This window comes from Amycolatopsis heterodermiae (assembly GCF_034929455.1).
GTDB classification, from domain to species: Bacteria; Actinomycetota; Actinomycetes; order Mycobacteriales; family Pseudonocardiaceae; genus Amycolatopsis; species Amycolatopsis heterodermiae.
The window spans coordinates 258,810-285,753 of sequence record NZ_JAYFSI010000014.1; the positions used below are offsets into that span (position 1 = coordinate 258,810).

Consider the following 26,944-nt stretch of genomic DNA (forward strand, 5'->3'; position numbering starts at 1 on the left):
CAATGGGGTCTGGTAGAGATCTCGGGGTGAGCAGTTCCGAGCCCGCCGCCCTCTGGGAGCTTCCCGAGGAGCCGCCGCCCGCCGCCGCGAAAGCCGCGGTGCCGTCGCGTGCCCGGAAGCCGTCCAAGGCACCGAAGCCGGGGGAGAAGGCGAAGGGCGCTCAGCAGCCCGCGCCCGAGCGGTCCGTCGCGCGGATCGTCGTCGACATCCCGCTGGCCCACCTCGACCGCACCTTCGACTACCGCGTTCCGGAGAAGCTGCACGAGACGGCCGTGCCGGGTTGCCGGGTCCGCGTCCGGTTCGCCGGGCAGCTGGTCGACGGTTACCTCGTCGAGCGCGCCGAGACGAGCGACTACGGCAGCAAGCTGGCCTTCCTGGACCGCGTCACGTCCGCCGAGCCGGTGCTGACGCCGTCGCTGCACGCCCTGTGCCGTGCGGTGGCCGACCGCTACGGCGGCACGCTGTCGGACGTCCTGCGGCTCGCGATCCCGCCCCGGCACGCGAAGGTCGAGGGGGAGCCGCCCGCTTCGCTCGCGGCGTTCCCGGAGGCCCCGGACGCCGAAGCCTGGGCGCGCTACCAGCGTGGCCCGGCGTTCCTGGAGGCGCTGGCCGAGGGGAAGCCCGCGAACGCCGTCTGGCAGGCCCTGCCGGGCGAGGACTGGCCGCGCCGGCTGGCCGAGGCCGCGGCGACGGCCGCCGCGGCCGGGCACGGTGCCGTGCTGGTCGTGCCGGACCACCGCGACCTGACGCGGGTGCACGAGGCGTGCGTGTCGCTGGTGGGTGCCGATGGCGTCGTGGCGCTGATCGCCGGGCTCGGGCCCGCCGAACGGTACCGGCGCTGGCTCGCGGTGCTGCGCGGCGCCGTGCGGGTGGTGGTCGGCACGCGGGCGGCGATGTTCGCGCCGGTCGCCGAGCCGGGCCTGTTCGTCGTCTGGGACGACGGCGACGACCTGCACCTCGACCAGCACGCGCCGTACCCGCACGTCCGTGACGTGTTGATGGACCGCGCGCACACGGCGAAGGCGTCCCTGCTGGTCGGCGGGTTCGCCCGCACCGCGGAGGCGCAGCTGCTCGTCGAGTCCGGCTGGGCGGCCCCGGTGCTCGCGGACCGCACGGTGCTGCGCACGGCCGCCCCGCGCGTCACCCCGGTCGGCGAGGACTTCGACGTCGCCCGCGACGAAGCCGCCCGCGTCGCCCGCCTGCCGGCGGTGGCGTTCGAAGCGGCGCGTCAGGCGTTCGCGGCGGGCGTCCCGACGCTGATCCAGGTCCCTCGCCGCGGTTACGTCCCGGGCCTGGCGTGCGGGAACTGCCGGACACCCGCACATTGCCGCCGCTGCGCCGGGCCGTTGGCGTTGCCGGGCGGCTCGATCGACGGCCGGCCGAAGCCGCCCGCGTGCCGCTGGTGCGGCGTCCCGGAAACGGCGTTCCGCTGCGCGGCGTGCGGCTCGGTCCGCCTGCGCGCGGTGATCGTCGGCGCGAAGCGCACGGCGGAAGAGCTGGGCCGCGCGTTCCCCGGCGTCCCGGTCCGCACCTCCGGCGCGACGGAGGTTCTTGCTTCGGTACCAGGCAAACCGGCGCTGGTGGTGTGCACGCCGGGAGCGGAACCGGTGGCCGAAGGCGGCTACGGCGCGGCTCTGCTGCTGGACGGCTGGGCGTTGCTGGGCCGCCAGGACCTGCGAGCGGGCGAGGAAACCCTCCGCCGCTGGATGGCCGCCGCGGCCCTGGTCCGTCCAGCATCTTCGGGTGGCCGAGTGATCGTCGGCGCCGAGGCGGGCATGGCGGTGGTCCAGGCCCTGGTCCGCTGGGACCCGGCGTGGCACGCGTCCCAGGAACTGGCCGAGCGTCAGGAGCTGGGCTTCCCCCCGGCGATGCGCATGGCGAGCGTCGAGGGCACCCCGGACGCGGTCGCGGCCCTCCTGGACGACCTCCCGCTGCCCCCTTCGGGCGAAGTCCTGGGCCCGGTCCCGCTGGGCGAGGTCGACGAAGAAGGCAACGCGGAGCGAGAACGCGCGTTGGTCCGGGTCTCCCGGGCGGAAGGAAAGGCCCTGGCCGCAGCAATCCACGCGGCCGCCGCCCGGCGAGACGCCCGCAAGGCACCAGAACCGATCCGCATCCAGCTGGACCCGATGGAACTCATCTAGCAATTCGTGTCGACCCCGCAATCACACGTGTCGACGCCCCAATCACGAGTGTCTACCCCGCAATCACGAGTGATGCCCTTCCAATCACGCGTGATGCCGCTCCAATCACACGTGTGGAGTTGCCCCCGGGGACCGGACACCTTGATTCCAGACATTGGTCTGGAGGGAGGATGTCAAGGTGTCACGCACGTCGAAATACCCGGAGCAGTTCCGCCTAGACGCGATCGAGCTAGTCAACTCCAGCGACCGGCCGTTGCGGCAGATCGCCCGCGAACTCGGGGTCAACCACGAGACCCTGCGCTCCTGGGTGAACACCGCGAAGAAGGAACCCCAGGCCGGGCCCGTGGCGGATCCCGCGGTCACCGACGAGGTCCAGCGGTTGCGGAAACAGGTCGCTGAGCTGCAGAAAGAGAAGGAGATCCTGCAGAAAGCAGCCGCCTATTTTGCGCGCGAGATGGATCGATGAGCTACCGCTACCGGTTCATCTCCGAACACCGCACCACCTACGGTGTCCAGCGGTTGTGTCGGGTCCTGGGCCTGCGCCGGCAGGGCTTCCACGAGTGGGTCGCTGCCGAGACGGCCCGCAACGCCCGCGCGGACGCGGAGCAGGACCTGGTCACGCTGATTAGCAAGATCCATGCCGAGCACCGTGGCGCCTACGGAGTGCCCCGGGTCACCGCGGAGCTGCACCGCCGCGGACATGCGGTGAACCACAAGCGGGTCGAGCGGCTGATGCGTGAGCATGGTTTGGCCGGGATCACCCGCCGCAAACGCCGGTCGCTGACCCGCCCGGCCACGCACCCGGTGACATCGGTGAAGGATCTGATCCGCCGCGACTTCACCGCCTCGGCACTGGGCCGGCGGTTCGTTGGGGATATCACCTGCCTGCCGACCTTAGCTGGCTGGCTTTACCTGGCCACGGTGATCGATCTGCACAGTCGTGAGGTGGTCGGGCATGCGATGGCTGACCATATGCGCACCAGCCTGGTCTGCGACGCGATCGATCTGGCCGCTGCTCGTGGTCTGATCGACGAGGATGCGGTGTTTCATTCCGATCGTGGTGTCCAGTACACCTCGGGCCAGTTCCGGGCCGCGTTGGCGGAGAAGAAGATCCGCCCGTCGATCGGGCGGGTCGGGTCCTGCTACGACAACGCCGTCGCCGAAGCGTTCTTCGCAACGTTGAAAGCCGAGATCGGGACCACGATCTGGCGCACCCGACGCCAGGCCCGCCACGATGTGTTCGTCTATCTGCGGTATTTCAACCATGGTCGGTTGCATTCCACGGTCGGTCAGAACACCCCCGCCGAGGCCCGGGTCAGCTACGGTCGTGTCTCAGCTGCCTGAAGGACCGGTGTCCGCCTCCCGGGGGCAACTCCACGTGATGCCTCCTCAATCACGCGTGATGCCCGCTGCATCACGCGGAAAGCCCCGTCGCGCGTGCGGAAACTCCGGACTCGTGTGTCCGGAGCCCGAACTCGCGTGATCGGGGAGCGATCTCGCGTGATTGGAGGGGCATCACTCGTGATTAGAGGGGCATCACGTGTGATTGAAGGGACGACACGGGGTCAGAGGACGGTGCCGGGGAGGGATTCGAGGGCGGCGCGCGGGGATTCCGTTGCCTGGGGCGGGGTTTCCGGGCCGGACGGGCTCGCGGCGGCCGTCGCCAAGGTGACCACCTGGGCCGCGATCGCCTGGCGGCGGGATTCGAAAGCCGGGTCCGTCAGGGCCGCAGGATCCGTTGGCTCGCCCAGAACCGGCGTGTGCAGGTGGCCGCCGGCCACCGACGTCAGGTTCAGGCCCAGGCGAATCCGGTTGGCGCGGAACATCGATTCGTTCGACAAGTAGCCTTCGTAGGTACTTTGGGATCATGGAGCTCACCGGGGTAGAGGTCGCCGCCTACGAGCGGGTTTCGAAGGACGAGTCCGGCGTTGAACGATCGCCGGAAGAGCAGCACGACGGGCACCTCGAAACATGCGAACGGTTCGAGTGGCGCCTTCAGACGCCGACGTACCGCGAGGTCGGATCCGCGTCGAAGTACCAGCGCAAGGCACGCGCGGCGTTCGACCGGCTGATCGCCGACCTCAAGGCCGACCGGTTCACCGCGCGCGTGCTGATGCTGTACGCCAGCAACCGCGGCTCCCGCCAGACCGAGGAGTGGCTGGAGCTGATAAACCTCTGCGCGAAACGGGACGTCGTGTTCTGGGTCGAGCAATACGACCGCATTGTGGACCCTCGCAAACCCCGCGACCGCAAGCAGCTCATCGACGACGCAAGCAAGGCGGAACTGGACGTCGCCGAGATGAGCCAGAACATCCGGCGCACGACGAAGGCCTCTGCGCGGAAGGGGCTGCCGCACGGGCGGATCCCGTTTGGCTATCGCCGCATATATGACGACCGGACCAAGCAGTTGATTGTCCAGGAGCCTGATCCGACGGAGGCGCCGATCGTTCAGGAGATGTACCGACGTGTGAAGAGCGGCCATCACCTCAAGGCTATCGCGCGTGACCTCAACGAACGGGGTCTTCGCCGGCGAGGTGGTGGGGAGTGGGTTCCGCAGAACATCGGTCTGATGCTCCTCCGGGAGTGCTACATCGGGCTGAGAGTGCACGACCCGGCACGGAAGAGCGCTTACCACCCGTTGACGCCAGGCGCCTCCGTTGTTGAAGGTCAGTGGGAGGCGCTGGTCAGTCCTACAGATTTCTATAGCGTGAAGAAGATCTTGCGTGATCCGGCTAGGCTGACGAACGAACATCCTGGCGCGGTAGTTCACTTGCTGTCTGGCCTTGTGGCGTGCGGCACCTGTGGTGATGGGTTGCGAGTCAATCGCAAGCGCAAGAAGTATTGGAGATACGTCTGCGTCAAGAGTGGCTGCGTGACGATTGACAAGTACGAGCTCGAAACGTATGCGGAAAAAGCGATCTTGGCATACCTGACGACCTTGTCCTCCCATCTGGCGGTTGACGAGGGAACTGCTGAGTTGCACGCCGTGCAGGCCGAGTTGGCGGAGGCAAGGAGCGAACTTGACGAGTTGGCAGCGTCGGTCGTTGGTAAGCGCACGCGTAGTCGCTTCGCGGCAACGGTAGCAGCTGCGCTCGAGGATCAGATCGAGAAGCTGGAGGCCAAGGAGCGAGAGTTGCAGACTCCAGCGGCGCTGTCCGGTCTGATCGAACCTGGTGGCGCGGTGCTGTCGCAATGGCGGACTGCTGAGTTCTCGACGAAGCGTGCTCTGGCGAAGATTATTCTTGCGGCTACGCCCGATGGTGCTCTTGGTCTTGGGCAGCTTCAGGTATTGCCGATTGGTCCGGGGCGCCGGAAAGTCCCAATTTCGACGATGCATCGAACGCGTTTCTATCGACCGCTTAGTGCGGACTAGGGTTGTCGTAGTTAAGAGAGTTCGTCGTGTTGGCTGCGGCAGTGCGTCGTCTGAGCCCTCTTCTTCGCGGTGTTGTTTCGTCGGTACGTGGCGACGTTTGTGGTGGCTCAACATCTTGGGTGCGCTCTGAGGGGCATCGAAAGTGGAAGCAATTGCCTCAGTCGCGTCGACTCGTCGGGCGACGGTTGTCCAGAGTGAGAGATCAAGCGTATTATGAACTGGTCATACGGCTCGTTAGCGTGCGCTTGTATGGTGACGGCCTCGTCTGACCCCTTGAAGTTTTGCTGAGATCGGCGAGAACGCTTCATGATGTACGGACCCACTGTGAGGTATCCGGAGCGGCCCCATGTCGCTCGAGCTGTTCCGCAACGGACCATTGTGTCGACACGACGCCTCCACGCATTTCGAGTGGGAGGGCGCCGGTGAGGCTACGACTCACCTAGTTCCATGGTGCCGTGTGAGCGAGCGGTCGGCAAGGCGGCACGTCCCGTCGCCCCAAGAGGTGACCGAGCATGATCTCGCGTGTGCCTGGGGTGAAGCGCGGAATTCAAGCTGTTGCACTTGTTCGGAGGGCATCGGCGTTGACTGTGGCGGTAGGAAGGGGCGTTCGGAACCGTCGAAGGGTTCGACCTTGTGACACCCGCCTTAGGAGAGTGGGTGACAGTGTTACCTAAGCCCTCTACCAGCTACTATATCCTCAAGGGTGCCTCTCGTGACCCCAGAAATCACACGGGTGAACACGGTTTCGGGTCACGAAATGGGTCACGCAGGAGTCACGCGCGATGTGGTGTACGCCACACGCAGTTCGCGTGTGTCGCTGGAGGTGCAGGGTCGGAGGGTACGCCGTGTTGTGTCCATGACCGGCCGGGTGCCACCGCACCTATTTCGGTGGCCGCGGAAGTCGGCCCTTCGCGTTCACGCGCCGTGCTGCCGGCTTGGCCCTGGCTCGGTCGCGACGTCGTACGCAATGGCAGGACCTCCATGCCGAACCGGCCAGACGGCTCCGGCCGCGCCCGCGCGGAGCTGCCGGAGCTAGATGAGTAATGAGAATCGTGCTCTGTACGTCGATCGCGACCTCGTAGCTGTTGTCGGTCTTCGTAAGATCGGCTGTACAAACGATCCGAGCACCCGGTTATGATCGAGACCGACCTGTGGCGTTGCGACGAGGTGCTCGACCATTTCGTAACTACTCGGCTTTCGACCCGGCTTGTTCGGTAGGGGTGGTGGCCGGATCGGTTTACATTGTTTTGACGCCGAAGAGGTGACCTTCAGCCTGAGCGGATATCACGAGCGGCTGGGGCCCGGCTGACGTTGGCCCATCACATGCCGCCGGCATCGTCCTCGGGCTTGAGACGGCCGCCGCGGTCGAGGACCGTTTCCCCAGGGCCGGAATCACAGTCGTCTGCCGGGAGCCAGCCCGAGTTCGCTGCCCTGCTGGGACAGTGGCAGCTGCACCCGGACGGTGTGGCGTCGGTCGGTTGTGGTGTCCGGGGGAGGCTCACCCTGCCCGTGCGCGAGTGCATGTGGGCATCCGCCGAATCGGCGGCTGCCGTCCCGAGCCGACGGAGCGAGTGTCAGCGAGGCTAACCACACCACCACGGTGTCCAGGACAAGCCCGTAACACTGCCCCGACTAATCCGCCGCGGACTGGCGCCACGGCTCAACGCTGACCAGTCGACCGACTGCTCAATGAACAGGAGTCGGCAACGTGGCAGCAGCAACTCGGCGAAGGGAAAGCGGATCATCGGGAGTACCTGGTCGAAGGCTTGTTCGCGGAAGCAAAGATCCACGAGCGGCGCGGGAGCACCAACCCGGCCGAGGGGCGAGGAGGTATCGTGTTGCATTTCGATCGTGTACGGCGATTGACTGTGCGCACGGGACGCGGCCGTCCCGGGTTTTTCGTCGGAAGGGGAGATGGAGCTGTGGGGATTGAGCTGGTGGTCGGCGCCCTATTCGCATGGGCGGTCGGAAAGGCACGCCGCGCGGGGAAGGTGCTTGACGGGGTCGCCGACGAGGTGACCGACGCGGCCGCGGCTCGAGCTCGGGAGAAGATCCTGGAGGCCGTGCTCGGCAAGCTGGGCACCGACCCGGCGGTACGGAAGTTGGAGACAGAAGTTGCCGAAAGCGGGGAGGTGTCCGAGCGGACCCGCCGCCGCGTCACCGACGCCGTCGAGGACGCGGTCGAGGACGACGAGAGCTTCGCCGCTCAGCTGGCCTCGGCGATCTCTGAGGCCGAGCATCATCCCAGTCTGGTGGCGGCCCAAGGCGGAATCGCGGTTTCCGGAATGGCTAACGCCAGCGGGCAAGGCAGCATCGCCATCGGCGCGGCGGGTCGCGACGTCACCGTGCACCAGCCCCCGGACCCTCACCGGCCGGGCCGGGCATAGAGCACCCCGCCACCGGCACTCCCGCAGCTCACCCGTCCGGCGACGCCCCTGTCGTCGTCCCCCATTTGGGTATCGGCACTGCCCACGCCGCCACAGGCTCCACCGCGATCGGCCAAGTGCTGGGGGATGTAACCGCGGCTACCATCAACAACTTCTACGGCGAAGCCCGCGAAGCGATCCACAGGCCCTCGGGAGCGAAGGATCCGCGGGTCGTATTCGTCGACGTGCTCGCGTACGGCTTTGCCGGCCGCCGCTGGCTCATCGACGATATCGACCGGTTCATCTCCGCTCACGACCGGGGTTTCGTCTGGATCGAGGCGGAAGCCGGGATGGGCAAGACGGCCGTCGCCGCGCACCTGGCCCAGGAGCGGAAGTGGATTTCGCATTTCGTCCGATTCGTCAAGGGCGGCACTTCGGCGACCGCGCTTCGTAACCTGGCTGCTCAGCTGGCCGACCGCTACGGCCTCGTTCCCCTGCCCGAGCCAGTCGACCCCGGGGACTTCGAATCGCTGCTTATCGAAGCGGCGGATGTCGCCGCCGAGCCGATCGTACTGGTGATTGACGGCGCCGACGAGGCCGAAAAACTCGACGGTCTGCTGCCATGGGGCCTGCCCCGGGCGTTGCCAACAGGCGTCTTCGTCGTCGGCACCTATCGCACCGGCAGTTCGCCAGGACACGTTGACGCGCCGTCTCAGGTACTCACGATCCTCGCTGGCGGCGAACGTAACCGCGAAGACCTGGCGCAGCACTTGCGGGCTATTACTCGACGGCCCGAATTCCGAAACCGGCTTGGCGAAACCAGCATCTCGGCACGCGCCTTCGTCACCGCGTTGGTGGACCGCTGCGGCGGGGTTTGGGTCTACCTGCGGTATGTACTGGAGGAGGTCCGGCTCGGCCTGCGCCGGGTAGACGATATGACGACCTTGCCTGCGAAGCTCGGCTCGTACTACCTCAGTCATCTCGAGCGCTGGTCTGACCGGGTGGTTCTGGCGACGCTGGCGGTGGCCGGCGAGCCGCTCACCGTCGCCGCGCTTGCCACGTTGGCAGGTGTCGACGACGCGACGGCACGGTATTGGTGCCAGAACGTCCTGCGCCCCTTCCTGTCCGTGACCGACGAGGTACCGCGAAAATTCACCCTGCACCACAGCAGCTTCCGCGAACTTCTCCTAGGTACCGTTCCGGCGGACGCCGGCGACAGCGCCCGTTCCTGGAGTGAGGCTCTTGTCATCGACGCGGCAGCGGCACACGGTCGGATCTGCGATCACTATCTGACTGAATTTCGCTCGCTCGCGGACGATCTGCGGCCCGCATATGCGAACGACGGCTACGCATTACGCCACCTATCGACGCACCTCGTTAGGGCAAACCGGTTCGACGATCTAGACTGGTTGCTCCGGCTCGAGCGCCCGATCGACGACCGTGTAGCGAGCAACGTGTGGATGTCGGCGAAAGACGAAGATCCCGCGGCGTTCCTCGAGGATGTCGGCATCGCGCTGCAGGCCGCACCGTCACCCGGGCTGGAATTGCGCTATTTGCTGCTTACTGACGCGCTGGACATGCACGGTTATGAAACCTCGGGGCAATTACTTGTACTTTTGTTGAAGCATCACGTCTGGCCGCTGGATCGGGTATTTGCAAACGCACTTCTCATTCCGCGGACGTTCGGCGACCTTGCACCGTATCTCCCGGCCGAGCTTCTGCCTCGAGCACTCGAGGCGGTCTGCTCGATCGGAGCCGATTGGCTGGAAGCGGATACCCTGACGGCTATCGCGCCGGCGCTCCCGCCGGAACTGCTAGACAGGGCGCTCAGCCATGTTTCAGGCATGCGTAAGACGGATCACCGCATCCGTGCTGACCTCGGGTTGCTTCCGCACCTCACAGAACGCCAGCAACAACGGGCGCTGCCTCCGTTGCTGCACGACATGAACATGCTGGCGACATCCGGCTGGATAGACCGCCGGTGGATCCGCGCGCTCGTCCGGTCGGTTCGCGAGAGTTCGGCAGATTACATCGCTCGCTTCGTTGCGAAATGGTGTAGGGCAAACAGCCGAAATGCTATCGGCTTCCTGGTCGAACTGCCCGGCAAGGCCGCGCACGAGCTAGCTTCGGATCTTGCCGCCAGTCTCAGCCTAGTCGAACAACGCTGCATCGATGCCATATTCGGTGTTGCCGGCGACCCGTCCCTCCTTCTCGACGAGGTGCTGGGGACCACGCAGGACGAGGTCAAGGCCGCTTGCTTGCGCTGGCTGAGCCAGTCTTTGACAGGTGAGCCGGCGCAGCGAGCGCTCGATGCCGCCGTGCACCTGACCGACCCGCAAATGAGTATCGAAACGATGGCGGCCCTCGTCGGTCGAGTGTCACCGCAGGCGCGAACCGAGGCATTTCGGACAGCGCTTGTCGTATTCCCGCGGAATCCGTATGTCATGGACGCCATTGAGGAAATGTTTAAGGAAATACCGGCGGGACCCCTGGATTTGCTTCTCGATATCCTCGATTTTGGCTGGAAAGAAACTTTCAGAAACAATCATTGGGAGCTTACTCTGACGGTGCTGCGCAACGCCGCGCGGGAGCACAAATCAGCTCTTATCGATCGCGCGTATGAGCTGGCACCGAAGGGTAAGAATACGCCGAGCCACGTACTGGCCGAACTGGTGAACCATGTTCCGGCGGTAGATCGTGCCCAGCTGATCAAGGACGCGATGAGGTCGGCTATCAGTACCGGCCATGATGCCGAGGTGGTTGCGGACATGTTGGAGGTACTGGAGCCATATGCCGCCACCGAAGCTGCGGTCGGCGTCTCCTCGGGAATGACCGATTTGAGGCACAATCAGGACTTTGGCATAGAGCGAGCCTTTGAACTGGCCCGGCTGGGGCAGATCGGTCCGCTCGTCCACCTGGCCGCGGATCTACCGGATCCGGTGGAGGCGGCTGAAGTCGTGCTCCAGGTGACGGACTCGTACAGTCGCGGCATCGCTCTCGCCGTCCTGTGCCGGCATCTGCCGACCGAGATTCGCCAAACGTACCTAGGTCGAGCGCTGGAGGCCGCGGACGAGTGTCCATCTACGCCGCGACACGTAATTCTGTCGACCGCAGCCGAATACTTCTCCGCCGAGCAAGTGGACAAAGTGATTCGGACGAGAGATACCCCTGGATCATCTACAGACATCGCGTTGACTCTGCACCACCTCGCCCGGCACCCTGCGTTTCCTCTGGCGGCGAGCGAAGTTCTCGAGGCTGCCACAGCAATTCGCTGGAAAGGTGAACGCGCCTTAGCGCTCGCTGCACTGGCCGACTACGTCCATGGAGACGACCTTACTCGTGCGGTTACCGCGGCCCGCAAACTCGACGACCCGGTTCTCACCGCCTTCGTCTTGCTTCATCTCGGCCTTGAAGCCAATCAGGCTGATCTGCTCGCCGAAGGCATCAAGCAGGCTCTCAATGTCGACACAAGCTGGTACTATACCGGCAACACGCACACGCCGAGAGTGAAGCCGAACAACGACGACCTTGCCAGCTGCAGGGTCGCCCAGCCGTACGCCGTCAGTACGATGGAGCCGCAGCTAGTCGCGATTCTCTGCGAGATCGGGTCGCCGACCGCGGACGAAGCAATCTGGCATTTAGTTCGCCGCGCGGGCGGACTAAGGTCTCGATGCGAGCTCCTCCGGACGGCGGGTTCGGCGCTTCCCCGGTTGATCGGTACCGAAGGAATCAGAGAAGTCATGATCGCACTCCAGGACTTCCGACGCTGGTGGCCGTGATCTGGTGGTTTGCGATCCCGGGCTGCGACAACATAGCCAAGTGTCACCGGACGGCGAACCTCCGCTTTGGGAACCGGCTCGCCGACGCTGCATCTGCTGCTACACCTGCTCGACGGCGGGATCATGGTTGCGAGCTCGTACAGTCTTACCGTGAGTAACTGACCGGAAGGCACTGGTCACGCGGTCTATCCGACGTGCCTCCCTCAGAAGTACCGACCTGGAGTGCATCATCGTTCACGTGTTCGCAGCGGCATTCGGCCGCGCGGGCGATATAGCGGAGCGTTCCTTCAGTCTCATCCGTGGCCGTGTGACGATCGGAAGATCGGCTGCGGGGAGGGACTTCCCTATGGCGAAAGGCACCAGCGCTGGCCTGCTGAACATCCAGCAGGCTCAATCGGTGTTCAAGCACGAGTTGCTGCGCGGGTATGCCCTCCCGTTCGTCGTGATGACCGCCTCGAAGATCCCCGGTCGACGAGCGATGGTTGTAGACGGCTATGCGGGCCGCGGCCGTTACGACGATGGACGACCAGCATCGGCGGAGCTGCTGCTGCAGGCTGCGCATCGCGCGCGTACGTCCACTCAAGTCGGCGTTCTGCTAGTCGAACGCCGTAGGCAGGACTATCGAAGGCTGTCGACGGTCGCGGCCGATTACCGCGATCAAGGCCTGCAGGTCGAGGCGTTTCACGGCCAAGTCCAGGATCACTTGCCCGAGATCGTGTCCCGCGCTGGCGGCGTGCCGCTGTTCTTGTTCCTTGACCCCTGCGGTGCGATCCTGCCGTTCGTCGAGCTGCACCGTCTGCTTCGGCGGGCACGCGGTAGCAGCTGGCCACGAACCGAGGCGCTCCTGAACTTCAGCGCCGACTTCACCCGACGCGCCGCAGGTGTCCTACACAAAAACTTGCTTGATCATGCCGCGATCCAGGCGATGGACGCCGTCTGCGGCGGGCCGTGGTGGCGGAAAGTCGCGCTTGAGGCGCACAAGAGCTCACGCCGCGCAGACTGGGAGTCTGCGGCAGAAGCCGTCGTCACCGAATATGCGCGCCGGCTGGGCGCGGCCACGAACATGAAACATGTCGTGGTCCCAGTGCGGAGGCAAATGCATCATCAACCGGTCTATCACCTGGTGTTCTTGACCAGGGGTGAGCACGGGATCTGGGTCTTCGGGCACAGCGCCGCCGCGGCGCGACGCGCGTGGCTCGACGTAGTCGGTCCGGGCGCCGACCCGCCAGAAGGGGTGCTGTTCAACCTCGCCGAGTTCCAGCAGGAAGACGAAGAGCAGCGCGCCATCGAGGAGATCAAGCGCAACCTGGTTAAGCTCGCCGGTCGGGACGGCAGCTTCAAGCTGGCGCACCACCCGCAAGCGGTGTTCGGCGATGCCTACGGCATCGCCGGCGACGTGCTCGTGCGCAAAGCAGCCCGTGAGCTGCACAAGGCTGGCACGATCCGCATCGACTGCACGCCCAAGCAGGTGCGAGACTGGGTGGTCGGCTGATCACGACAGTGGACGAGTGGCTGGCGCCTCAGTGGGTGAGTAGCTGTGGCATCTCGTCCCACAGTCGGCCGTCGAGTTCGCGGCCACCGGCCTTCGGTGTGCGGCCGCCCCACTGCTTGTGGAAGAAGGCGACCTCGGCGTCCTGGCAGCGGTCGCGGATGCCCCGTACCCACGTTGGGTCGACGGGGCGCGCCCGGGGACCGGACTCGCCGCCGGTGATCACCCAATCGATACCGTCGAGTTCGAGCCCGTCCAGCGGTCCCAGCAGGGGCTCGCAAGACAGGAACCGCACCGCCGCCGGTACGTCGCGCAGGTCATCGACCCGGCCAAGCTGTGAGGCGTTCTCGACGCTGACGCCGATCCACAGGTTCGCTGGCCACGACAGTTGATCGGCCAGCCGCCGCAGGCGGGTCGAGCGTTTGGTCAGGACCTGGTAAGTGTGCTGTGGAGTGGTCGCGATGACCTCGAACACGTCTCGCACGAATGCTGTTGGCACCTTGGCGTGGAACAGGTCGCTCATCGAGTTGACGAACACCACCCGCGGTGTGCGCCAACGCCGCGGCAGATCCAGCGCGTCCGGGTGGACCGTCACGCCGAAGCCGGGGCCGGAGGTACGCGGGTCTCCGTCGTTCTGGTACTTCGGCGTGCCCATGGCTTTCAGCCGCTTGGCCAGAGTGAGGGCGTAGCAGTTGTCGCAACCGGCCGATACCTGGTCGCAACCTGTCGTCGGGTTCCAGGTGACTTCCGTCCACTCGATCGCCGACTTGCCGCTCATCGTCACTCCTGCCCGCGCGCCGTTCACCGCCCCTTGCCCGAGAAACTTTACGCGATATCCGTAACGAGGATCCCGTAACATCGAGTTCGTGACCGAGATGGATGCGGAACGGCTGCGTCAGGTCTCCCAGCACGCGTTCGGACAGCGGTACCGCCTCGAGCTGATGCTGGCGATTGCCAGCACCGACGACGGCATCGTCTGCCTCACCGACCTGGCCAAGACCCTCCAGATAACGATCAGCAACCTGCAGAGCCCGCTGCGTGCCCTGGTCAACACTGGACTGATCAGCCCACTACCCCGCGGCGACTCACGCCGGAAGTTCTACATCCGCAACCCGAGCGCCGCATGGTCCTGGGCTCAGGAACTTAGCGAGCACGGGCAACGCGACGTCCTGACGACCTCATCGAGTCCTGTCGATGCAGGATCGGCGGGTAACGACGGGATGTCACCTGGAAGTGACATCCCGTAACACAGCTGGCGGTGTCGGCGACTCTTGATCTATGTCGACGTCCAGGTCTGCCGAACTCCAGCTGTGGGGCCGTCCGCCGCACGCAGCCGCGAAGCACAGTCTGCTTCGCGCCTACCTCGGCGCCTGGTTCCCCATCATCGCCAAGTACAACCGGCGCGTCATCTACTACGACGCCTTCGCCGGCCCAGGCGAATACAGCAACGGCAACCCCCGGTACCCGGGGTCGCCGATCATCGCGCTCGACACCCTGCTCGGTCATGACTACCTCCCGAACATGAGCGGAACGGAGTTCCTGTTCCTGTTCAACGAGAAGGACCCGGCCTGCGGCGCCAACCTGGCGCGCCTCGTCGCCGAGATGAAGGCAAACACACCCCCTGGCCGGCGAATGTCAAGATGGGCATCGAGAACAAGACCCTTCATCGAAGTCACCGGCGAGATGCTCGATGACCTGGACGGACGCAACGCCCGGCTCGCGCCGACGTTCTCCTTCGTCGATCCCGCGGCGTCAAAGCCACCCCGATGTCGATCCTCGCTCGCCTGACCAACAACCCGAAAGGCGAACTGCTCGTCTACTTCGCTCACGAGGTTGTCACCCGCTTCTGCGGCGCAGGTGGCATCGACCAGGCGCTGACGGACCTGTTCGGCACCGACGAGTACAAGGGCGCTTCACTGCTGCACGACGTACAGCGAAGCCAGTATGTGCACGACCTGTACAAGCGCCAACTGCACGAGATGTGCAAGTTCCCTTACATTCAAAGCTTCGCGATATATGACAATCGCGGCAAACGACTTTACGACTTGTTCTACTGCACTCGTGAACTCATTAGCCTCGACCGTATGAAGGGGGCGATGTAGAAAGTCGCACCCTCGGGCGACTTCAGCTTCCGAGATCGGCTTGCGAACCAGGAGGTCATCTTTTCGCAAGCCGTCGATACTGCCCCGCTACGCAAGCACCTGTTGGCACACTTCGCGGGGCAAGCGGTGACCATAGAATCCATCGTCGACCACGTCATGGCTGCAGCACCCTACATCAGCAGCCATGTCAAGCGCGCCACGCTCGCACCAATGCAGAAAGACGGCTTAGTTTCAAGTCCTAATCAGGCTAGGAAGGGTTTCTACCCCGACGGAACGGTCGTGGTATTCGACCGCTGATCGAAAGAGAATCCGACTGGAATCCAATACGCGCCAGGATTCAGTGTCATGAAGAAGTCGTCCGGCAGCCGTTGCAAGCTGGGCGCGAATGCGCCGGGTGCTATGCCAATTGTCCGCCTCCATTTAGAGGCGTGACTCAAGATCCAACGTGGATCGTGGCCAGTAGCCATGCGCGCTGCTCGGGATAGCGCTCTCGCAGCGTGCGCATCGCTGTGTGCACAGCGAACGCCGCCTGATCAGCGTCGATAGTGAAACCGTCGCCCAGGGCGTCATAGAACAGATGGGAGATAGTCTCCGCCACCTTGTCCGGGACTGACCATAGATTGGCGACGACATGTCGGAAGCCTGCCAACTGGAATGCCGTCGCCAGATTGGTCGCCTCGTCCGCTAGCGACCAGTTTGGAGCGGCGGTATGGCATGCAGAGAGGTACGCCAGTTCGGTGCCGTCCAACTGGACTTGTGTGAGGTCTCGCACGGTCAGGAGTTGGTCGTTCAACGCGAGCCCGCTGGACGAGGGATCGTCTCGGGTGGTCACCCCGTGGCAGGCGAAGTGCACCGTCGTGGTTGTGGCGAGTGCGGACAGAACGGCGGCTCGTGTCGCTTCGGCATTAGCCAGGAGGTCCACTTGGGATGGGAACCGCTGACCCAGCGCCTCGATCTCACGTACGGCGAACGGCAGCGCTGGCAGAGTTGCCACGTCTGCCGCGAGAACAGCGAGTACTCGAGGCGGCGCAGTCCTTGTATGCTTCCTTCGCGCATGGATCAGGGCGCTGACTGTGGGCGTATAAGACGAAACGACCAGGTCTAATGTTGTTCTTAGGTCGCCCGCCCCCGCCCGATGATAGCCGGCCATATGCAGGGGCAGGAACGACAGCGGACCTGATGGACACCACCACAGCCGAGGCAACCGCTGCTCGCGGTCGCAGTCAGCGACTAGCCCCAGACCGTGAAGTACCGGCTCGGCGACGGTATCCCAGAGCCATTCGAGCACATCGTCGAGACGCGGATCAGGTCGGATCCACGCGAAGGCCATGGCCGTGTCGAAAACTGCCTGTTGCCGTTTTACCTCGGCCGGGTTCACTGCCGGCAGCGGGATCACGCGTACGCCATCGGCGGTCAAGGCGATGGCGTCGGACCGGTACGTGCTGACGTTGAGAAGCACTATGGGGCCTCGTTGGGCGGCGGCAAGCATTTCTGTGACGGGCAGACGGTCGAGGAAACGCTCAAACCCTGGCAGTTCGCGAATCTCAGTCAGCAGGTCCGTCCACTGCTGCTGGAGGCGGTCACGCGGTATATCTGAGGGCCAGTGACCGCTGGGGGCGCTCATGTCGCGTTCGTATTCGCGATCTAGCTTGTTGCGTAGCATAACGAAACGGGAGCCCAGTTCAGGCGCTTTCCGTGCGAGTTCTGTCAAGTCTGCCCGGAGATCGAGTGACCGCTTCAATAGCAGCCCTCGGCCATGCTCCCAAAGCTCAACGGCACGCAGAGGCTCGCCCGCATTTACCGCGCACGCCGCTGCATTAGAGGCGAGGCTGGCGAACCGTGCTAGGTGAAACTCGCTGTCGTCCCGGCTAAATCCGTGTCCGGCCATCTGACTAACAGCATCAATCGCTATTTCGAACCCGTTGGTAGCGAGCGCCCAGTCGGCGGTAGCCGCAGAAGCTCGGCCCAGATAAGTAGCGGTGAGTGCGCGAAGCGACGGTGTTGCGGCCAACTCGGTGGCTTCCCGTAGAACCTCGACGGCTTCCATGGCATAACTATCGCCTGCCAGCAGCAGCGTGCCACCCAGATTGAGAAGAATGCCCGCACGGTCTGTGTGCTTCGGTGATGTGGCATGGGCTGCCGTTCGTGCGATGTTGATTGCTTCGTCGAGATCGGGCGCGGCGCGGTACCGTTCGTAGCGTTCACGTAGTGCTAGTCCGAGATTGGTGAGGTAACGGGGTAGTTCCGGGTGGTCTCGTGGTGTTGTGTGAACTGCCGTTGCAGCCATGTTGATTGCTTCATCGAGATCATGAGGGGCCTCCCGACGTTCAAAGCGAACGCGTAGCGCGACACTGAGATTTGACTGAATGCCAGGCAGTTCGGGATTCCCTGGTAATGCCGTGGCGGCTGCCTGCCGACCTAACTCAACGGCGTAGTCGAGATCATTGGAGTCGCTAATCAACTGGAAGCGGCGATAATGCGCGAGCGCGATCATGGACAACTGTGCCGTTTTTTGCGGCTGATCGCGGTTAAGTAGCGAGCGTCCGATCGTGATCAATTTGTCGAGATCGCGATCGTCTCCGGTGGCCTCGTACCGGAGGAACAGCGCCACCGTGAGCGCCTCCGAATGGGATGCACTGTCGTGGCCTGAGGGAACGACTGTGGTCAGTATATTGATGGCCTCGTCCAAGTCGACCAGGGAACCGTCCAATTCATGTCGACGCAGTAGGAGACTGGCGAGCTTTACCGCAGTCCGAGCCTTGCCATCGCGGTCGTCGGCAGGTGCGGCATAGTTTGTCGATGATGTCAGGAGTTGGCGCCCCAACTTCTTCTTGACTTCGGCGAACGTCGTCAACAGCGGCTCTGGCACGAGGTCTGGACGGCTATTGCTAATCTTCTCGAACACGGCGACCGCTTCGTATAGGTCGGGCCGGTCATCGGGATCTGGGAGCAGCAGATAGCGGTACCAGTGCAATAGGCCGACCGCAGCTGCGGCCTCCGCGTGTTGTCGGCTTCGGCCTTCGATTGCCTCGGCGAGTGCAAGCGCGTCCACCAACGCGGCGGGGTCGAGCACTGCTGCCGGATCCTGCTCGATCTCGTATCGGTCGAGCCGTGCACGCAGAGCATTCCGCAGTTCATCTATTGTCATACTCCATCGCCGCCGGGTCCGATGCTCCTCTCGGTGTAGCTCTTCACCACAGATTTACTGATGTCCTCGGGTCTGGCCGCGCGGGGACGCAGTCGTTGCCGATAGCCGGGCGTGCTCGTCGTGCTTTCATGCCGGCAGCCACTTCTTCTGCGATCGCGTCGATGTCGTTGACGTCGGTCGTTAGTTCGGCGTCATCGGACCGGCGCAGAGCGTCCAGCTTCAACTCGGTCAACTGCCGCTTCAGGTCGACGATTGATCGCACGACCAGTTCGTTGCCGTATTCGCCTGTAGTCACGACTGGTCTCCCTTCGGCTCTGCGAGGTGGTCCCTCAGTTTCGTGAGCGCCGTCTTGATTCTATTGTCCACGGTACGGAGTTTTAGGCCCATACGGTCGGCAACCCATTGGCGACGTTGACCGAGTAGGTATCGATACTCGATGACCTGCCGCTCTTCCTCGCTCAGTACCCGGTACATCAGATCGACCAGGTCGATCGGCATTTCATCGAGGCTGTTGTCTGACGACGCCTCGTCCTCGTGTTTGTCAGTCGGCGTTTCTCGAGTGAAGAACTTCATCGCCGCCCGGGTTGCGACCAAGTACAGCCATCCGGCCGGGTTTGGGTGCTCAGAAAGCGGGCCCAGGTACTGATAGGCGGTGAAGAAGGTCTCCTGAACCGCGTCCTCAGCTAGGTCCCGGTCGCCAGCGCAGAACTTCACCAGTTTCGCTAACAGGGCTGGCCGGTGGGTCAGGTAGAAATTGTCGAAGCAGAACCGTTCAAGCCTGGGAGTCCCGACCTTGTCCGAGGAGGGGGCGACAACTCGAGCGGCGGTCTCCCCGTCCCCGTTCCAAACCGCCTTTAGGGGAGGGGTCGCCGGCCGGTTGAGCAGCGGGGCTGCAGCAAGAGCAATTTCTCGGAAATCGCCGAGGTCGCCCTCCTCGCGTTCGTCGGCGTCGGTGGTCTCTCCCTCGTCGCTCACTTGGTCACGTCCTTCGTGCTCTGTCCGGCTGGCAACTGTCGGATGACGAGCCGAGCCCCACCCTCTACGCTATGTGACATCTCGGTCCCGTTCCGCAGCGATAGTTCCGCCATCTGCCGTTGCTCCCGTACAACCTCTACCACGGTCCGCTCTTGCCGCAGGTGCTCGATCGTCTTCAGCAAGCGGTGCAGAGCCCTCCCGGTCAAGGGCACCACAACGACCAAGCCCGTGACTACCGCTGGCATCAGCGCGACGTCCAAGATCATCGCTGGTCCGCCCTCTCATCTCTATCGACTGCGTCTACCGTCAGGAGCGCAGGGAACGGCGAAACCTGCAAGATCATCTAAATATGACACCCGCGGCACGCGCTTAGACACGCTGGGTCACGAACGGCGCTGTGTCGGACAGAGGCAGCGGTCAGCTCTGGGCGCTGTAGCTGTAACCTCTACCTAGCTACTTTCCCTGCAGGTTCGCCCTGGACTCATCATGTGTAGCAGAGCGGTCCCGTCGAAGAGATCCCTGCCAAGTCAGGTTTCGTCTCATTGTGGGCAGTTAGTTGCCACGGCGAGGCGGGCCGCTAGAGCCACGTCAATCGTGCCGTTACGCTGCGGGCGACCTGCGATATCACGGGCGCAACGTAATAGGTGTCTCGAAGAGAATTATCTAACCGTACCGCACGAAGCGTGGGTCGATCTCTGATCGTCGCCGGGGCGAGAAGGCGGGCGTTCGCTAGTACCCCATCTGTACATTCTCGTGGCAGGACGTGACTAGGTTCTCCGTCTGACCGGCAGCGGTGAGGCAGTCGCCGGCCTGGGTTCGGCGTCGGCGAGACCCGACTCAATCGTTCGGGACCGGTTGACGAGTTGATGATTCTGGCGGATGCTGAAGTCAGTGGTGTCGATGCGGGCGGTCATTCTCCTTGTCGACGAAAACCTTCCCTTTGCTGTGTAGCATCGGAAGTTTGCGATGTTTGAATCCCCTGTGAGCACGCCGCGTTTCCTGACGGTCGGGCAGACGGCTAGCCTGCTCGGTGTGTCTGCGATGACCATCTATCGCGCCATAGAGGAAGGTTCCTTTCCAGCGATCCGGACGCGTGGGCGTATCTCGATCCTCGCAAAGGCCATCGACGCAATGGAAGAGGTCGCCATCTCGGAGATGAGAGCGGTCGACTCCAGTGAGTTCACGCTGTCTGCGAGGAGCGGCGCTGACGCTGGCGGCAGGTGAAGCGTTTTCTTCTGAATGCCGAAGGTTGATCTCAGTGACAGTGGCTCTCGGCTTGTGGTTGAGCGCGAATTGGTGTCTGTCCTGCTGATGCTGTAACTGCAACCTGAGGGTGTCAGCCTTGCCGCGGCTGGGGGTGTACAAAGTGGGGGAACTTAATTCTGTGTTGTGTTCGGCTACTGTGTTTTCGCTCAGGGCGAATGCGTCGCAGTCGGCGTCGCCTCCGGCGTAGCTGTGCACGCGTTTGAGGATTCCAAGCTTGAGCGCGGCGTCTCGGGCTCGGCGAACGGTCTTGGGATCGAGACCTGCACGCTCCGCCCAGTGGCGTACAGAAGTAGAGCCTTGGGTGGCGAGAACCGCATGCGCGAATGCGTCAAGGGCCGCGCGCAGACTGACGACCCTTACGCCGGCGATCACGTCGTTGCGCCCGCCGGAGCCGATTCTCCGTGCTAGATGGCTGTCGACGGCGGCGTGAAGCGCCGCCTGCACCTGCCGGAGCCGAGGTGATGGAGGTTCATGTACGTGGTCGGCGGCTTGGTGTGGTCCGAGGCGTTTGCGTCGCGGCCGAGTTTCCGCCGCTTCGCGAAGGGCGGGTGACCAGCGGCTGCGGCGCCATGTGTCGCGCCCGACGTGGGCAGCCTGGTTGGGAGAGGCTCGGTGGAAGAGGTCCCATGCCTGTTGCTCGGTGAGGCCGCGTTCGGCGGCGGCGATCGTGGTGGCGGGTGCCCAGAACCAGCGTCGCCAGGCGTTCTGGCCGATCTCCCGGGCCTTCGTACCGGCGAGGTTGGCGAAGGCCCAGGCGTGCGCGGTGCTGTGGTTGGCGCGGGCAAGGGCGAGGGCGTGGCCGTATTCACTTTCGGATCTGCTGCTGCCGGAGCCGCGTCGCTGTCGGGCGGGTCGCGCGGCACGCGGTGTTGTGGAGGTGACGTGCGTATGTGCGTCGGCCGTATTAAGTGTGCAGCTTACGACGGGGCTGGGCAGCCCGCGCCGGTGCGGCGACGAGGTGAGCCGGAGGGTGGAGCGGAGGGTAGCGGAGACGTTCTGCCGGCTGGCGACGGTACGGACGACGAACTGGAGCTCTTCGCGCAGACACGGCGGTGTCTTGATGATGAGGTGGGTGTGGCCGGGGCGGCCGGAGTCGCGGCGCAGCCAGGGCAGCCCGTAGCGGCCGGCCCAGAGAAGCAACTGTTCGGCGACCACGTCGCCAGCGTCGGCACCGGCACCGGCGTCTTCGGGGTCAATGTCGATGGCGAGCAGAGGTGACCGGAGCGTGCCGACGATCGCGCGTGCCGCACTGTCGGTGTTGAGAATACCGGCGGCGTCGTCGAGGCAGTGGGTGATTGTGCGCGCGGCGTTGTCAGTGTCGATAACGATGAACGGTGGGCCGAAGAGTGCCTGGTCGAGACGTGACGGGAGGTAGGCGTCTGGCATGGGAGTCCTCGGGAGCTCGGCGTTACGGGGGCCAGGCGCTGGTCAACGCTGCGCGTCGGCCGGCGCGCGCCAGGGCCAGCGCAAGGGCGGAGCAAGGGCACTCATGCCGGGCGGCACCGCGTCGATGCGAAGAACCGCGGCTGTCCAGGTCATGCCGATACCGATGCCGAGCAACGCGACGTGGTCGCCAGGGACCACCGCGCCACGCGTGATCAGATGGGTCAGGCCGACGATCTGATCGTTGGGGCCGATGTGGCCCCATTGGTCGCCGGCGTGGCAGAGGGTGCGCTCGGCGGTGATGCCGAGTGGTTGCAGGCAGTGGGTGTCTAGGAGGTGCCGGCCGTAGTGCGGCAGCAGGATCCAGCGCAGCTGGTCGAGCTGCAGGTCGGCGTCGCGGAGGGCCTCGTCCATGACGGCGCGGACCCCGTCGTGATTGCGGCGGGTGACCGAGGCCTGGCCGACGGCGTCGGTGTACTGGCGTTTCCGCTCGCGGATCCGTTCGATCCCGAGTTCGGTGGTGCCGGCGGGGGCGAAGCGGTGGTTGCCGCGGTGGAGTTGTTCGAGGGTGGGGTCGGTGTAGGAGCTGGTGGCGAGGATGTGGGCGAGGCCGGGGTGGCGGCCGAGGATGAGGGCGGAGCCGCCGTCGCCGTAGGCGATGCCGTGGTCGGCGGTGAGGTGGTCGAAGGCGGGTGGGCCGAAGGTTTCGCCGCCGGTGAGCAGGACGGTGTCGAGGTCGGGGCTGCCGGCGAGGACGCGGGTGGAGATGTCGATGCCGCCGACGAGGCTGTTGCTCATGGCGTTGAGCTCGGTGGCGATGCCGGGTCCGGCGGGCAGGCCGAGGCGGGTGCGGACGTAGGCGGCGCGTGACCAGAAGTCGATGCCGCGGCTGCCGCGCCAGATCGCGGCGTGGAAGTGCAAGTCGGGCACCGGGAGTGGGCCGGTGGTGGTGATGGCCATGCTGGCAAGGGCGTTGCGTCCGGCACGGACAGCCAGATCCATGCCGGTGCTGAGCGAGGCGATCGACACGGCGCGCTGGCTGGTCGCTGCGTCCAGTGTGCGCCCGGTCTCGAGGTTTTCGACGGCGACGAGGTCGCCGAGCGCGGCGCCGATGCCACGCAGGTGCAGGTTCTTCCAGCGCATCGTCAGCACCGCCCAACCTGGGTCGAATGTGCTGGGAGGTCGGCACTGTCGGCGACGATGGCCTCGACTGAGCTGTAGTAGGCCCGCAGCTGACGGGTCGTGATGCCCGCGCAGGCGGCGATCTCGTCGAGCGTGACCGGTCCGCCAGGTGGCGGGTCGTCGAGTAGATCGCGAGCGGTGTCGGTAATCCAGGTCAGCATGACGTCTTCCTGATCAAGCCGGTAGGTGTGGCACGCCAGGTGACAGGGAGGCGCCGAACGAGTCCGGTCGGCGGGTGGCGTGGCGCTGGACGGAGCGAGAGGTAGGGGTCAGGTGCGGCGGGCGCGGCCGCTGCGCCGGGTGAGCAGCGCCTGGTGGTGGGCGCGGCGCAGGTCGGGGATCTGGTCGCGGGCGGCGCGGTCGAGCTCGGGCATGCGGTGCACGTCGGTGTCGAAGCCGGGGTCGGTGCGGAAGACCAAGGCGAGGACGGAGGCGTTGTTGCTGAGGTTCACGACCGCGTACGGCAGCGTCGGCGGGATGTAGATCATGTCCCCGGCCTGCGGGTGGAAGGGCTGCATGGCGTTGCCGGAGAGGACGGCGACGTGGCCGCTGATGATCGCGATCGCGGTCTCGGTGGTGTCGTGCCGTTGCGGGGCGAGGGTGGTGGCGCCGGGCAGGTGCATCCGGCCACCGGAGAGCGCGCGGGTCGGCACGATCCCAGTCCGCAAGATTGGCTTGAGCGCCTCGCCTTCGCTCGTCAGGTTTCCGGCGGCGGACGGTATCGGCGTGGTCGTGGTGTCCATCGCGGCAGTCCTCTCCGTGGGTCAGCGGGCGGGGGTGTCGGTGGTGTGATGCGCGAGTTCGCACGCGAGCGCGGCGTTGGCGACCGCCGCGGGAACTAGCCGACGGCCGTGGCCGCAGGCGGCGGCGACCGCGAGCACAGGCCGGTCCAGTTCGGTCTCGACCAGTTCCAGCGCGGCGCGGGAGTCCTGGGGGTGGGTTTCGTCGACGAGGCCGGCGATGACGTCGATGTCGCGGCGCAGGTGCCGCAGCGCCCGGTAGAACCGCGGATCCGTCGGAGGTGCGTCGGTGCCGGTGCACATCGGAATGTGCACGGCTGGCATCGGGATCCGCAGCCGGCGCAGCTGCTTGTGCAGCGCGTTGAGGAACTGCACCGCGGGCACGAGGTCGGTCAGCGCGAACAGGGGCTGGTGGCCGAGGTCGCCGTGGCAGAGGTGGATCCGCCACGCCGCGTCGCGGGGGCCGTCGGCGAAGACGCGCGCGACCTGCTTGGCCAGCGCCCGTACCGCGGCTGGCCAGAGCGGCCGGGGGGTGCGGTCCAGCGTGGCGAGGACGGCGGGGGTTTCGAGCTGGAACACGACTTGGGCGCCGTGCTGGCGGTGGATGGTGTGGACGTCGTCGAGCACGGCCTGGCGGAATACCGGCAGGTGCGTGACCGCCGCCCCCGGGCTGCCGAAGGTGAACAACGCCAGGTCGTAGGGGTTCGGGATCGACACCTGATGCGGCGGGAAGTCGCGGTCGTCGTGCAGTTGGGCGCGGGCGGCTATGACGGCGTCGGTGTGGTCGGCGCGCCCGAGGGACAGGTCCTCGGATTCGAGCCAGTGGCCGCGCTTGAGGTGGTAGGTCGGCATGTCGTCGTAGTCGGCGGAGTGGCCGGTGCGGACGGGTTCGAGGGCGTCGACGGTGGCGAGGCCGTCGAGCCAGTCGATGATCCACCGCGGGTCCGGATCACAGGGCAGTCCGGTCAGCGACGTGTCGGTGCTGTGGTCGAGGAACCACTGCATTGTCGCGGCGTGGTCGCCGGTCAGGACAGCAGGCAGTGAGCCGACGAAATGCACGGCCCGGTCGTCTTCGGAGGGCGCGGTGGTGTCGGGGTAGTGGGTGCTGGCGTGGCTGAAAACGAGTGTGGACATGAGATCTCCCCTGGTGGGTGAGTTGGTTGGGTTGTGCGGGCGTGGGGAGGGGTCGCCCGGCGGGGACGTGGGAGCGGAAGGGGTGCGCGGGCCCGCGTTGGAGGGGTTGAGGTGGGGGTGCGGGCCCGCGCGGTCTGGTGGTGATCAGCCGGTGACGGCGACGTGGCCGGGTTTCGGTTGCGGCTTGGGCGCGGTCCGGTCGCTCGGGTTGTCGCCCTGCTGGTGCCGTTCACCTGGCTTAGCCGGTCGGGACGTCTCCGGAGCCCCGGGCTTGTGCGTCGGGGCCGGGCGGGTTCCGGTCGGCGGGTTGCCGGTCGGCGGTGGCGGGGTTCCGGCGCCGCAGCTGACCGTCGCCACCGTCACCGTGATTGCCGTGCCCGCTGTGGGCTTTGCCGATGTCGGTGCGCCGGTTCCGTTGGTGCGGGTGGGGGCGGTGCTGGTGGTGACGGTGATGACCCCGGCGGTGCCGTTGCCGCCGCCGGTGACCTTGAGGTTGCCGCTGCCGTCCTTGGGGGCGCTGGTGGTGATGGCGCCGTTGCGGCAGGTCGCGGTGAACGGCCCGACCGTGGTCCCGCCGACTCGCACGGAGGTGACTCGGGCTTCGGCGAATCCGGCGCCGGCCTGCAGGCTGATGCCGCTGGCCACCACGGCGCCGCTGGGACTGGAGACCGAGCCGCCGGCGGTCTTGATCGCGCCGCTGCTGGACACGCTCGGCCGGGCCGAGAGGTGCTCGCCGCCGGAGACTGAGATCCCGGTTGCCGTCGAGGTCGCCGCGGCGGCCGCGAGCGCGGGCGGCGCCGCGGTCGCCGGGGTGCAGCTGGAGGCGAAGGTGGTGAGGGTGCCGATGAGGAGCGCGCCGGCTCCGGCGGCGAGAGCAGTACGAGTGGTGTTCATGGCTGGTTTCTCCAGAAGTGTTGGTGTGGTTGGGTTAGCGAATGAGGACCGGGGTACCGATGGGCACCGGGTCGAGGGGGTTGGTGAAGGTGGCGAGAGCGTCGGCGGGGACGCGGATGCATCCGTCGCTGGACCGGCGGCCGAACACGTCGGTGCTGGGCCAGCCGTGGATGCCCGTGGTCCCCGGTCCGCTGCCGTAGGTGGAAAACGTGGCCGAGTGGATCCCGAGCGGGAAGATCACCGGGCTGAACTTCTGTTTCGCGTCGGTCATCGAGGCGAGCACGAACGTCCGCCCGGCCGGGGTCGGCGCGGCCGGAGTGCCGACGCCGACCTTCCAGGTGCCGATCTGCTGGTGGTCGCGGTAGAGCGTGAGCCGGAACGCGGCCCGGTCGATGACGATCCGGTCGGTCGTCGACCGGCTGTCGAGCGTGTTGTCCTGGTTGGACAGCCAACCGGTGGAGCCGTTGGGCCGCGAAGGAAGCAGCACCTGCACCCAGCCCGGTTCCTCCGCGATCACCGGCACCCACGTGTCGGACCCGAGCTGCGTGGTCGGAAGAGCAGCTATCGCCGCGCCACCGGGCTGGTCGAATACCGGAACCGGTTCGGTCGGGTGCACGAGCTGCCCGTCCGGTATCTCCTCGGCCGTCGCGTCCTGCGGAGCGTTCGCGACGGTGCCGAGGGTGCTGGCCTCAGGCAGCCTGGCCAGATTCGGAACCGCGCGGGCGGCAACGACCGGGGCGTGGATCTCGACTCCCAGCTCGACCGGCTCGGCGCCGCCGCGAGCGACGTCGGGCGCTTTCGGAGACGGTGCGAGCAGCACGCCCGCGGTACCGACCAGCGCGATCCCGGCCAGCCAGAGCGCGAGCACCCGCCACCGGTTCGGCGCCGGTCGTGACATCTCGGACATGACGAGTCCTTCCTCAAGGGTCGATGGAGGCCGCGGCAGACCCGCCCGCACTCGAGCGGACCTGC

The 26,944-nt window shown here is 65.6% G+C and carries 22 protein-coding genes; 10 read left to right on the top strand and 12 right to left on the bottom strand.

All coding sequences use genetic code 11. The annotated features are described in order from the left end of the window. Nucleotides 1–26: 26 nt before the first annotated feature. The 3 genes from VA596_RS42260 (at nt 27) to VA596_RS42270 (ending at nt 3,485) form a co-directional block, all read left to right on the top strand. The gene (locus tag VA596_RS42260) at nt 27–2,141 is read left to right on the top strand and encodes a primosomal protein N' (protein ID WP_323335292.1); all 2,115 of its coding nucleotides are present in this window, start codon (nt 27–29) and stop codon (nt 2,139–2,141) included. Nucleotides 2,142–2,319: 178 nt separating this feature from the next. Then, nucleotides 2,320–2,607 (top strand): transposase, encoded by a 288-nt coding sequence (locus tag VA596_RS42265; protein WP_323335294.1) that lies wholly within the window; start codon nt 2,320–2,322, stop codon nt 2,605–2,607. Beyond that, nucleotides 2,604–3,485, top strand: a complete 882-nt coding sequence (locus tag VA596_RS42270; protein WP_323335295.1) for an IS3 family transposase — start codon at nt 2,604–2,606, stop codon at nt 3,483–3,485. Before VA596_RS42265 ends, VA596_RS42270 begins: the two co-directional genes overlap by 4 nt. A gap of 221 nt (nt 3,486–3,706) precedes the next feature. Here the strand turns inward: VA596_RS42270 and VA596_RS42275 are convergent, their stop codons facing one another. Then, nucleotides 3,707–3,982, bottom strand: a complete 276-nt coding sequence (locus VA596_RS42275; RefSeq protein WP_323335297.1) for a hypothetical protein — start codon at nt 3,980–3,982, stop codon at nt 3,707–3,709. Between the two features lie 26 nt (nt 3,983–4,008). On the opposite strand from VA596_RS42275, the gene VA596_RS42280 reads away from it, so the two are divergent. The 4 genes from VA596_RS42280 (at nt 4,009) to tcmP (VA596_RS42295) (ending at nt 13,151) form a co-directional block, all read left to right on the top strand. After that, nucleotides 4,009–5,514, top strand: a complete 1,506-nt coding sequence (locus VA596_RS42280; RefSeq protein WP_323335299.1) for a recombinase family protein — start codon at nt 4,009–4,011, stop codon at nt 5,512–5,514. A 1,922-nt stretch (nt 5,515–7,436) separates the two neighbouring features. Next, nucleotides 7,437–7,901 (top strand): hypothetical protein, encoded by a 465-nt coding sequence (locus VA596_RS42285; protein ID WP_323335300.1) that lies wholly within the window; start codon nt 7,437–7,439, stop codon nt 7,899–7,901. Between the two features lie 65 nt (nt 7,902–7,966). Next, nucleotides 7,967–11,659, top strand: a complete 3,693-nt coding sequence (locus VA596_RS42290) for a P-loop NTPase family protein (protein WP_323335301.1) — start codon at nt 7,967–7,969, stop codon at nt 11,657–11,659. 346 nt (nt 11,660–12,005) lie between these two features. After that, complete coding sequence (gene tcmP / locus VA596_RS42295; RefSeq protein WP_323335303.1) at nt 12,006–13,151, top strand: three-Cys-motif partner protein TcmP; 1,146 nt, start codon at nt 12,006–12,008, stop codon at nt 13,149–13,151. Between the two features lie 28 nt (nt 13,152–13,179). Here tcmP (VA596_RS42295) and VA596_RS42300 read toward each other — a convergent pair whose 3' ends face one another. Then, nucleotides 13,180–13,926, bottom strand: a complete 747-nt coding sequence (locus VA596_RS42300) for a DUF5131 family protein (protein ID WP_323335305.1) — start codon at nt 13,924–13,926, stop codon at nt 13,180–13,182. 88 nt (nt 13,927–14,014) lie between these two features. Between VA596_RS42300 and VA596_RS42305 the strand changes: the two genes are divergently transcribed. The 3 genes from VA596_RS42305 to VA596_RS42315 are packed head-to-tail and all read left to right on the top strand — an operon-like array spanning nt 14,015 to nt 15,250. Further along, nucleotides 14,015–14,395 carry a hypothetical protein gene (locus VA596_RS42305; RefSeq protein WP_323335306.1) on the top strand — a complete coding sequence of 127 codons (381 nt, stop codon included), beginning with the start codon at nt 14,015–14,017 and terminating at the stop codon, nt 14,393–14,395. Nucleotides 14,396–14,426: 31 nt separating this feature from the next. Next, nucleotides 14,427–14,936: a three-Cys-motif partner protein TcmP gene (tcmP, locus tag VA596_RS42310; RefSeq protein ID WP_323335307.1), complete on the top strand. Its 510-nt coding sequence runs from the start codon at nt 14,427–14,429 to the stop codon at nt 14,934–14,936. Further along, nucleotides 14,915–15,250 carry a hypothetical protein gene (locus VA596_RS42315; protein ID WP_323335308.1) on the top strand — a complete coding sequence of 112 codons (336 nt, stop codon included), beginning with the start codon at nt 14,915–14,917 and terminating at the stop codon, nt 15,248–15,250. The genes tcmP (VA596_RS42310) and VA596_RS42315 overlap by 22 nt, the downstream gene beginning before the upstream one ends. Before the next feature lie 433 nt (nt 15,251–15,683). On the opposite strand, the gene VA596_RS42320 is transcribed toward VA596_RS42315, so the two are convergent. The 10 genes from VA596_RS42320 to VA596_RS42365 form a co-directional block, all read right to left on the bottom strand. Further along, complete coding sequence (locus VA596_RS42320; RefSeq protein ID WP_323335310.1) at nt 15,684–18,398, bottom strand: CHAT domain-containing protein; 2,715 nt, start codon at nt 18,396–18,398, stop codon at nt 15,684–15,686. Nucleotides 18,399–18,441: 43 nt separating this feature from the next. After that, entirely contained in the window at nt 18,442–18,693 is a 252-nt protein-coding gene (locus VA596_RS42325; protein ID WP_323335312.1) for a hypothetical protein, read from the bottom strand. After that, entirely contained in the window at nt 18,690–19,373 is a 684-nt protein-coding gene (locus VA596_RS42330) for an RNA polymerase sigma factor (RefSeq protein ID WP_323335314.1), read from the bottom strand. The genes VA596_RS42325 and VA596_RS42330 overlap by 4 nt, the downstream gene beginning before the upstream one ends. A gap of 888 nt (nt 19,374–20,261) precedes the next feature. Further along, nucleotides 20,262–22,025, bottom strand: coding sequence for a hypothetical protein (locus VA596_RS50850; protein ID WP_458364034.1), 1,764 nt, complete (start codon nt 22,023–22,025; stop codon nt 20,262–20,264). 42 nt (nt 22,026–22,067) lie between these two features. Next, nucleotides 22,068–23,165 carry a 3-oxoacyl-[acyl-carrier-protein] synthase III C-terminal domain-containing protein gene (locus tag VA596_RS42340; RefSeq protein WP_323335375.1) on the bottom strand — a complete coding sequence of 366 codons (1,098 nt, stop codon included), beginning with the start codon at nt 23,163–23,165 and terminating at the stop codon, nt 22,068–22,070. A 2-nt stretch (nt 23,166–23,167) separates the two neighbouring features. Next, a complete protein-coding gene (locus VA596_RS42345) occupies nt 23,168–23,365 on the bottom strand; it encodes a hypothetical protein (protein WP_323335316.1) in 198 nt (65 codons plus the stop codon). Between the two features lie 108 nt (nt 23,366–23,473). Continuing rightward, on the bottom strand, nt 23,474–23,947 hold the full coding sequence (locus tag VA596_RS42350) for a cupin domain-containing protein (protein ID WP_323335318.1): 474 nt from the start codon (nt 23,945–23,947) through the stop codon (nt 23,474–23,476). Between the two features lie 21 nt (nt 23,948–23,968). After that, complete coding sequence (locus VA596_RS42355) at nt 23,969–25,078, bottom strand: hypothetical protein (protein ID WP_323335320.1); 1,110 nt, start codon at nt 25,076–25,078, stop codon at nt 23,969–23,971. 144 nt (nt 25,079–25,222) lie between these two features. Continuing rightward, on the bottom strand, nt 25,223–25,972 hold the full coding sequence (locus VA596_RS42360) for a hypothetical protein (RefSeq protein ID WP_323335322.1): 750 nt from the start codon (nt 25,970–25,972) through the stop codon (nt 25,223–25,225). Between the two features lie 34 nt (nt 25,973–26,006). Then, complete coding sequence (locus VA596_RS42365; protein WP_323335324.1) at nt 26,007–26,879, bottom strand: L,D-transpeptidase; 873 nt, start codon at nt 26,877–26,879, stop codon at nt 26,007–26,009. Between the last annotated feature and the right edge of the window lie 65 nt (nt 26,880–26,944).

What these genes read in the sequence shown, in the direction of transcription:
- tcmP (WP_323335303.1), top strand. Translation starts at nt 12,006, where the DNA reads ATGGCGAAAGGCACCAGCGCTGGCCTGCTGAACATCCAGCAGGCTCAA.
- VA596_RS42315 (WP_323335308.1), top strand. Translation starts at nt 14,915, where the DNA reads ATGTCGATCCTCGCTCGCCTGACCAACAACCCGAAAGGCGAACTGCTC.
- VA596_RS42350 (WP_323335318.1), bottom strand. Translation starts at nt 23,947, where the DNA reads ATGGACACCACGACCACGCCGATACCGTCCGCCGCCGGAAACCTGACG.
- VA596_RS42345 (WP_323335316.1), bottom strand. Translation starts at nt 23,365, where the DNA reads ATGCTGACCTGGATTACCGACACCGCTCGCGATCTACTCGACGACCCG.
- VA596_RS42320 (WP_323335310.1), bottom strand. Translation starts at nt 18,398, where the DNA reads ATGACAATAGATGAACTGCGGAATGCTCTGCGTGCACGGCTCGACCGA.
- VA596_RS42300 (WP_323335305.1), bottom strand. Translation starts at nt 13,926, where the DNA reads ATGAGCGGCAAGTCGGCGATCGAGTGGACGGAAGTCACCTGGAACCCG.
- VA596_RS42280 (WP_323335299.1), top strand. Translation starts at nt 4,009, where the DNA reads ATGGAGCTCACCGGGGTAGAGGTCGCCGCCTACGAGCGGGTTTCGAAG.
- VA596_RS42360 (WP_323335322.1), bottom strand. Translation starts at nt 25,972, where the DNA reads ATGAACACCACTCGTACTGCTCTCGCCGCCGGAGCCGGCGCGCTCCTC.
- tcmP (WP_323335307.1), top strand. Translation starts at nt 14,427, where the DNA reads ATGTCGACGTCCAGGTCTGCCGAACTCCAGCTGTGGGGCCGTCCGCCG.
- VA596_RS50850 (WP_458364034.1), bottom strand. Translation starts at nt 22,025, where the DNA reads ATGCCAGACGCCTACCTCCCGTCACGTCTCGACCAGGCACTCTTCGGC.
- VA596_RS42355 (WP_323335320.1), bottom strand. Translation starts at nt 25,078, where the DNA reads ATGTCCACACTCGTTTTCAGCCACGCCAGCACCCACTACCCCGACACC.
- VA596_RS42340 (WP_323335375.1), bottom strand. Translation starts at nt 23,165, where the DNA reads ATGCGCTGGAAGAACCTGCACCTGCGTGGCATCGGCGCCGCGCTCGGC.
- VA596_RS42365 (WP_323335324.1), bottom strand. Translation starts at nt 26,879, where the DNA reads ATGTCCGAGATGTCACGACCGGCGCCGAACCGGTGGCGGGTGCTCGCG.
- VA596_RS42270 (WP_323335295.1), top strand. Translation starts at nt 2,604, where the DNA reads ATGAGCTACCGCTACCGGTTCATCTCCGAACACCGCACCACCTACGGT.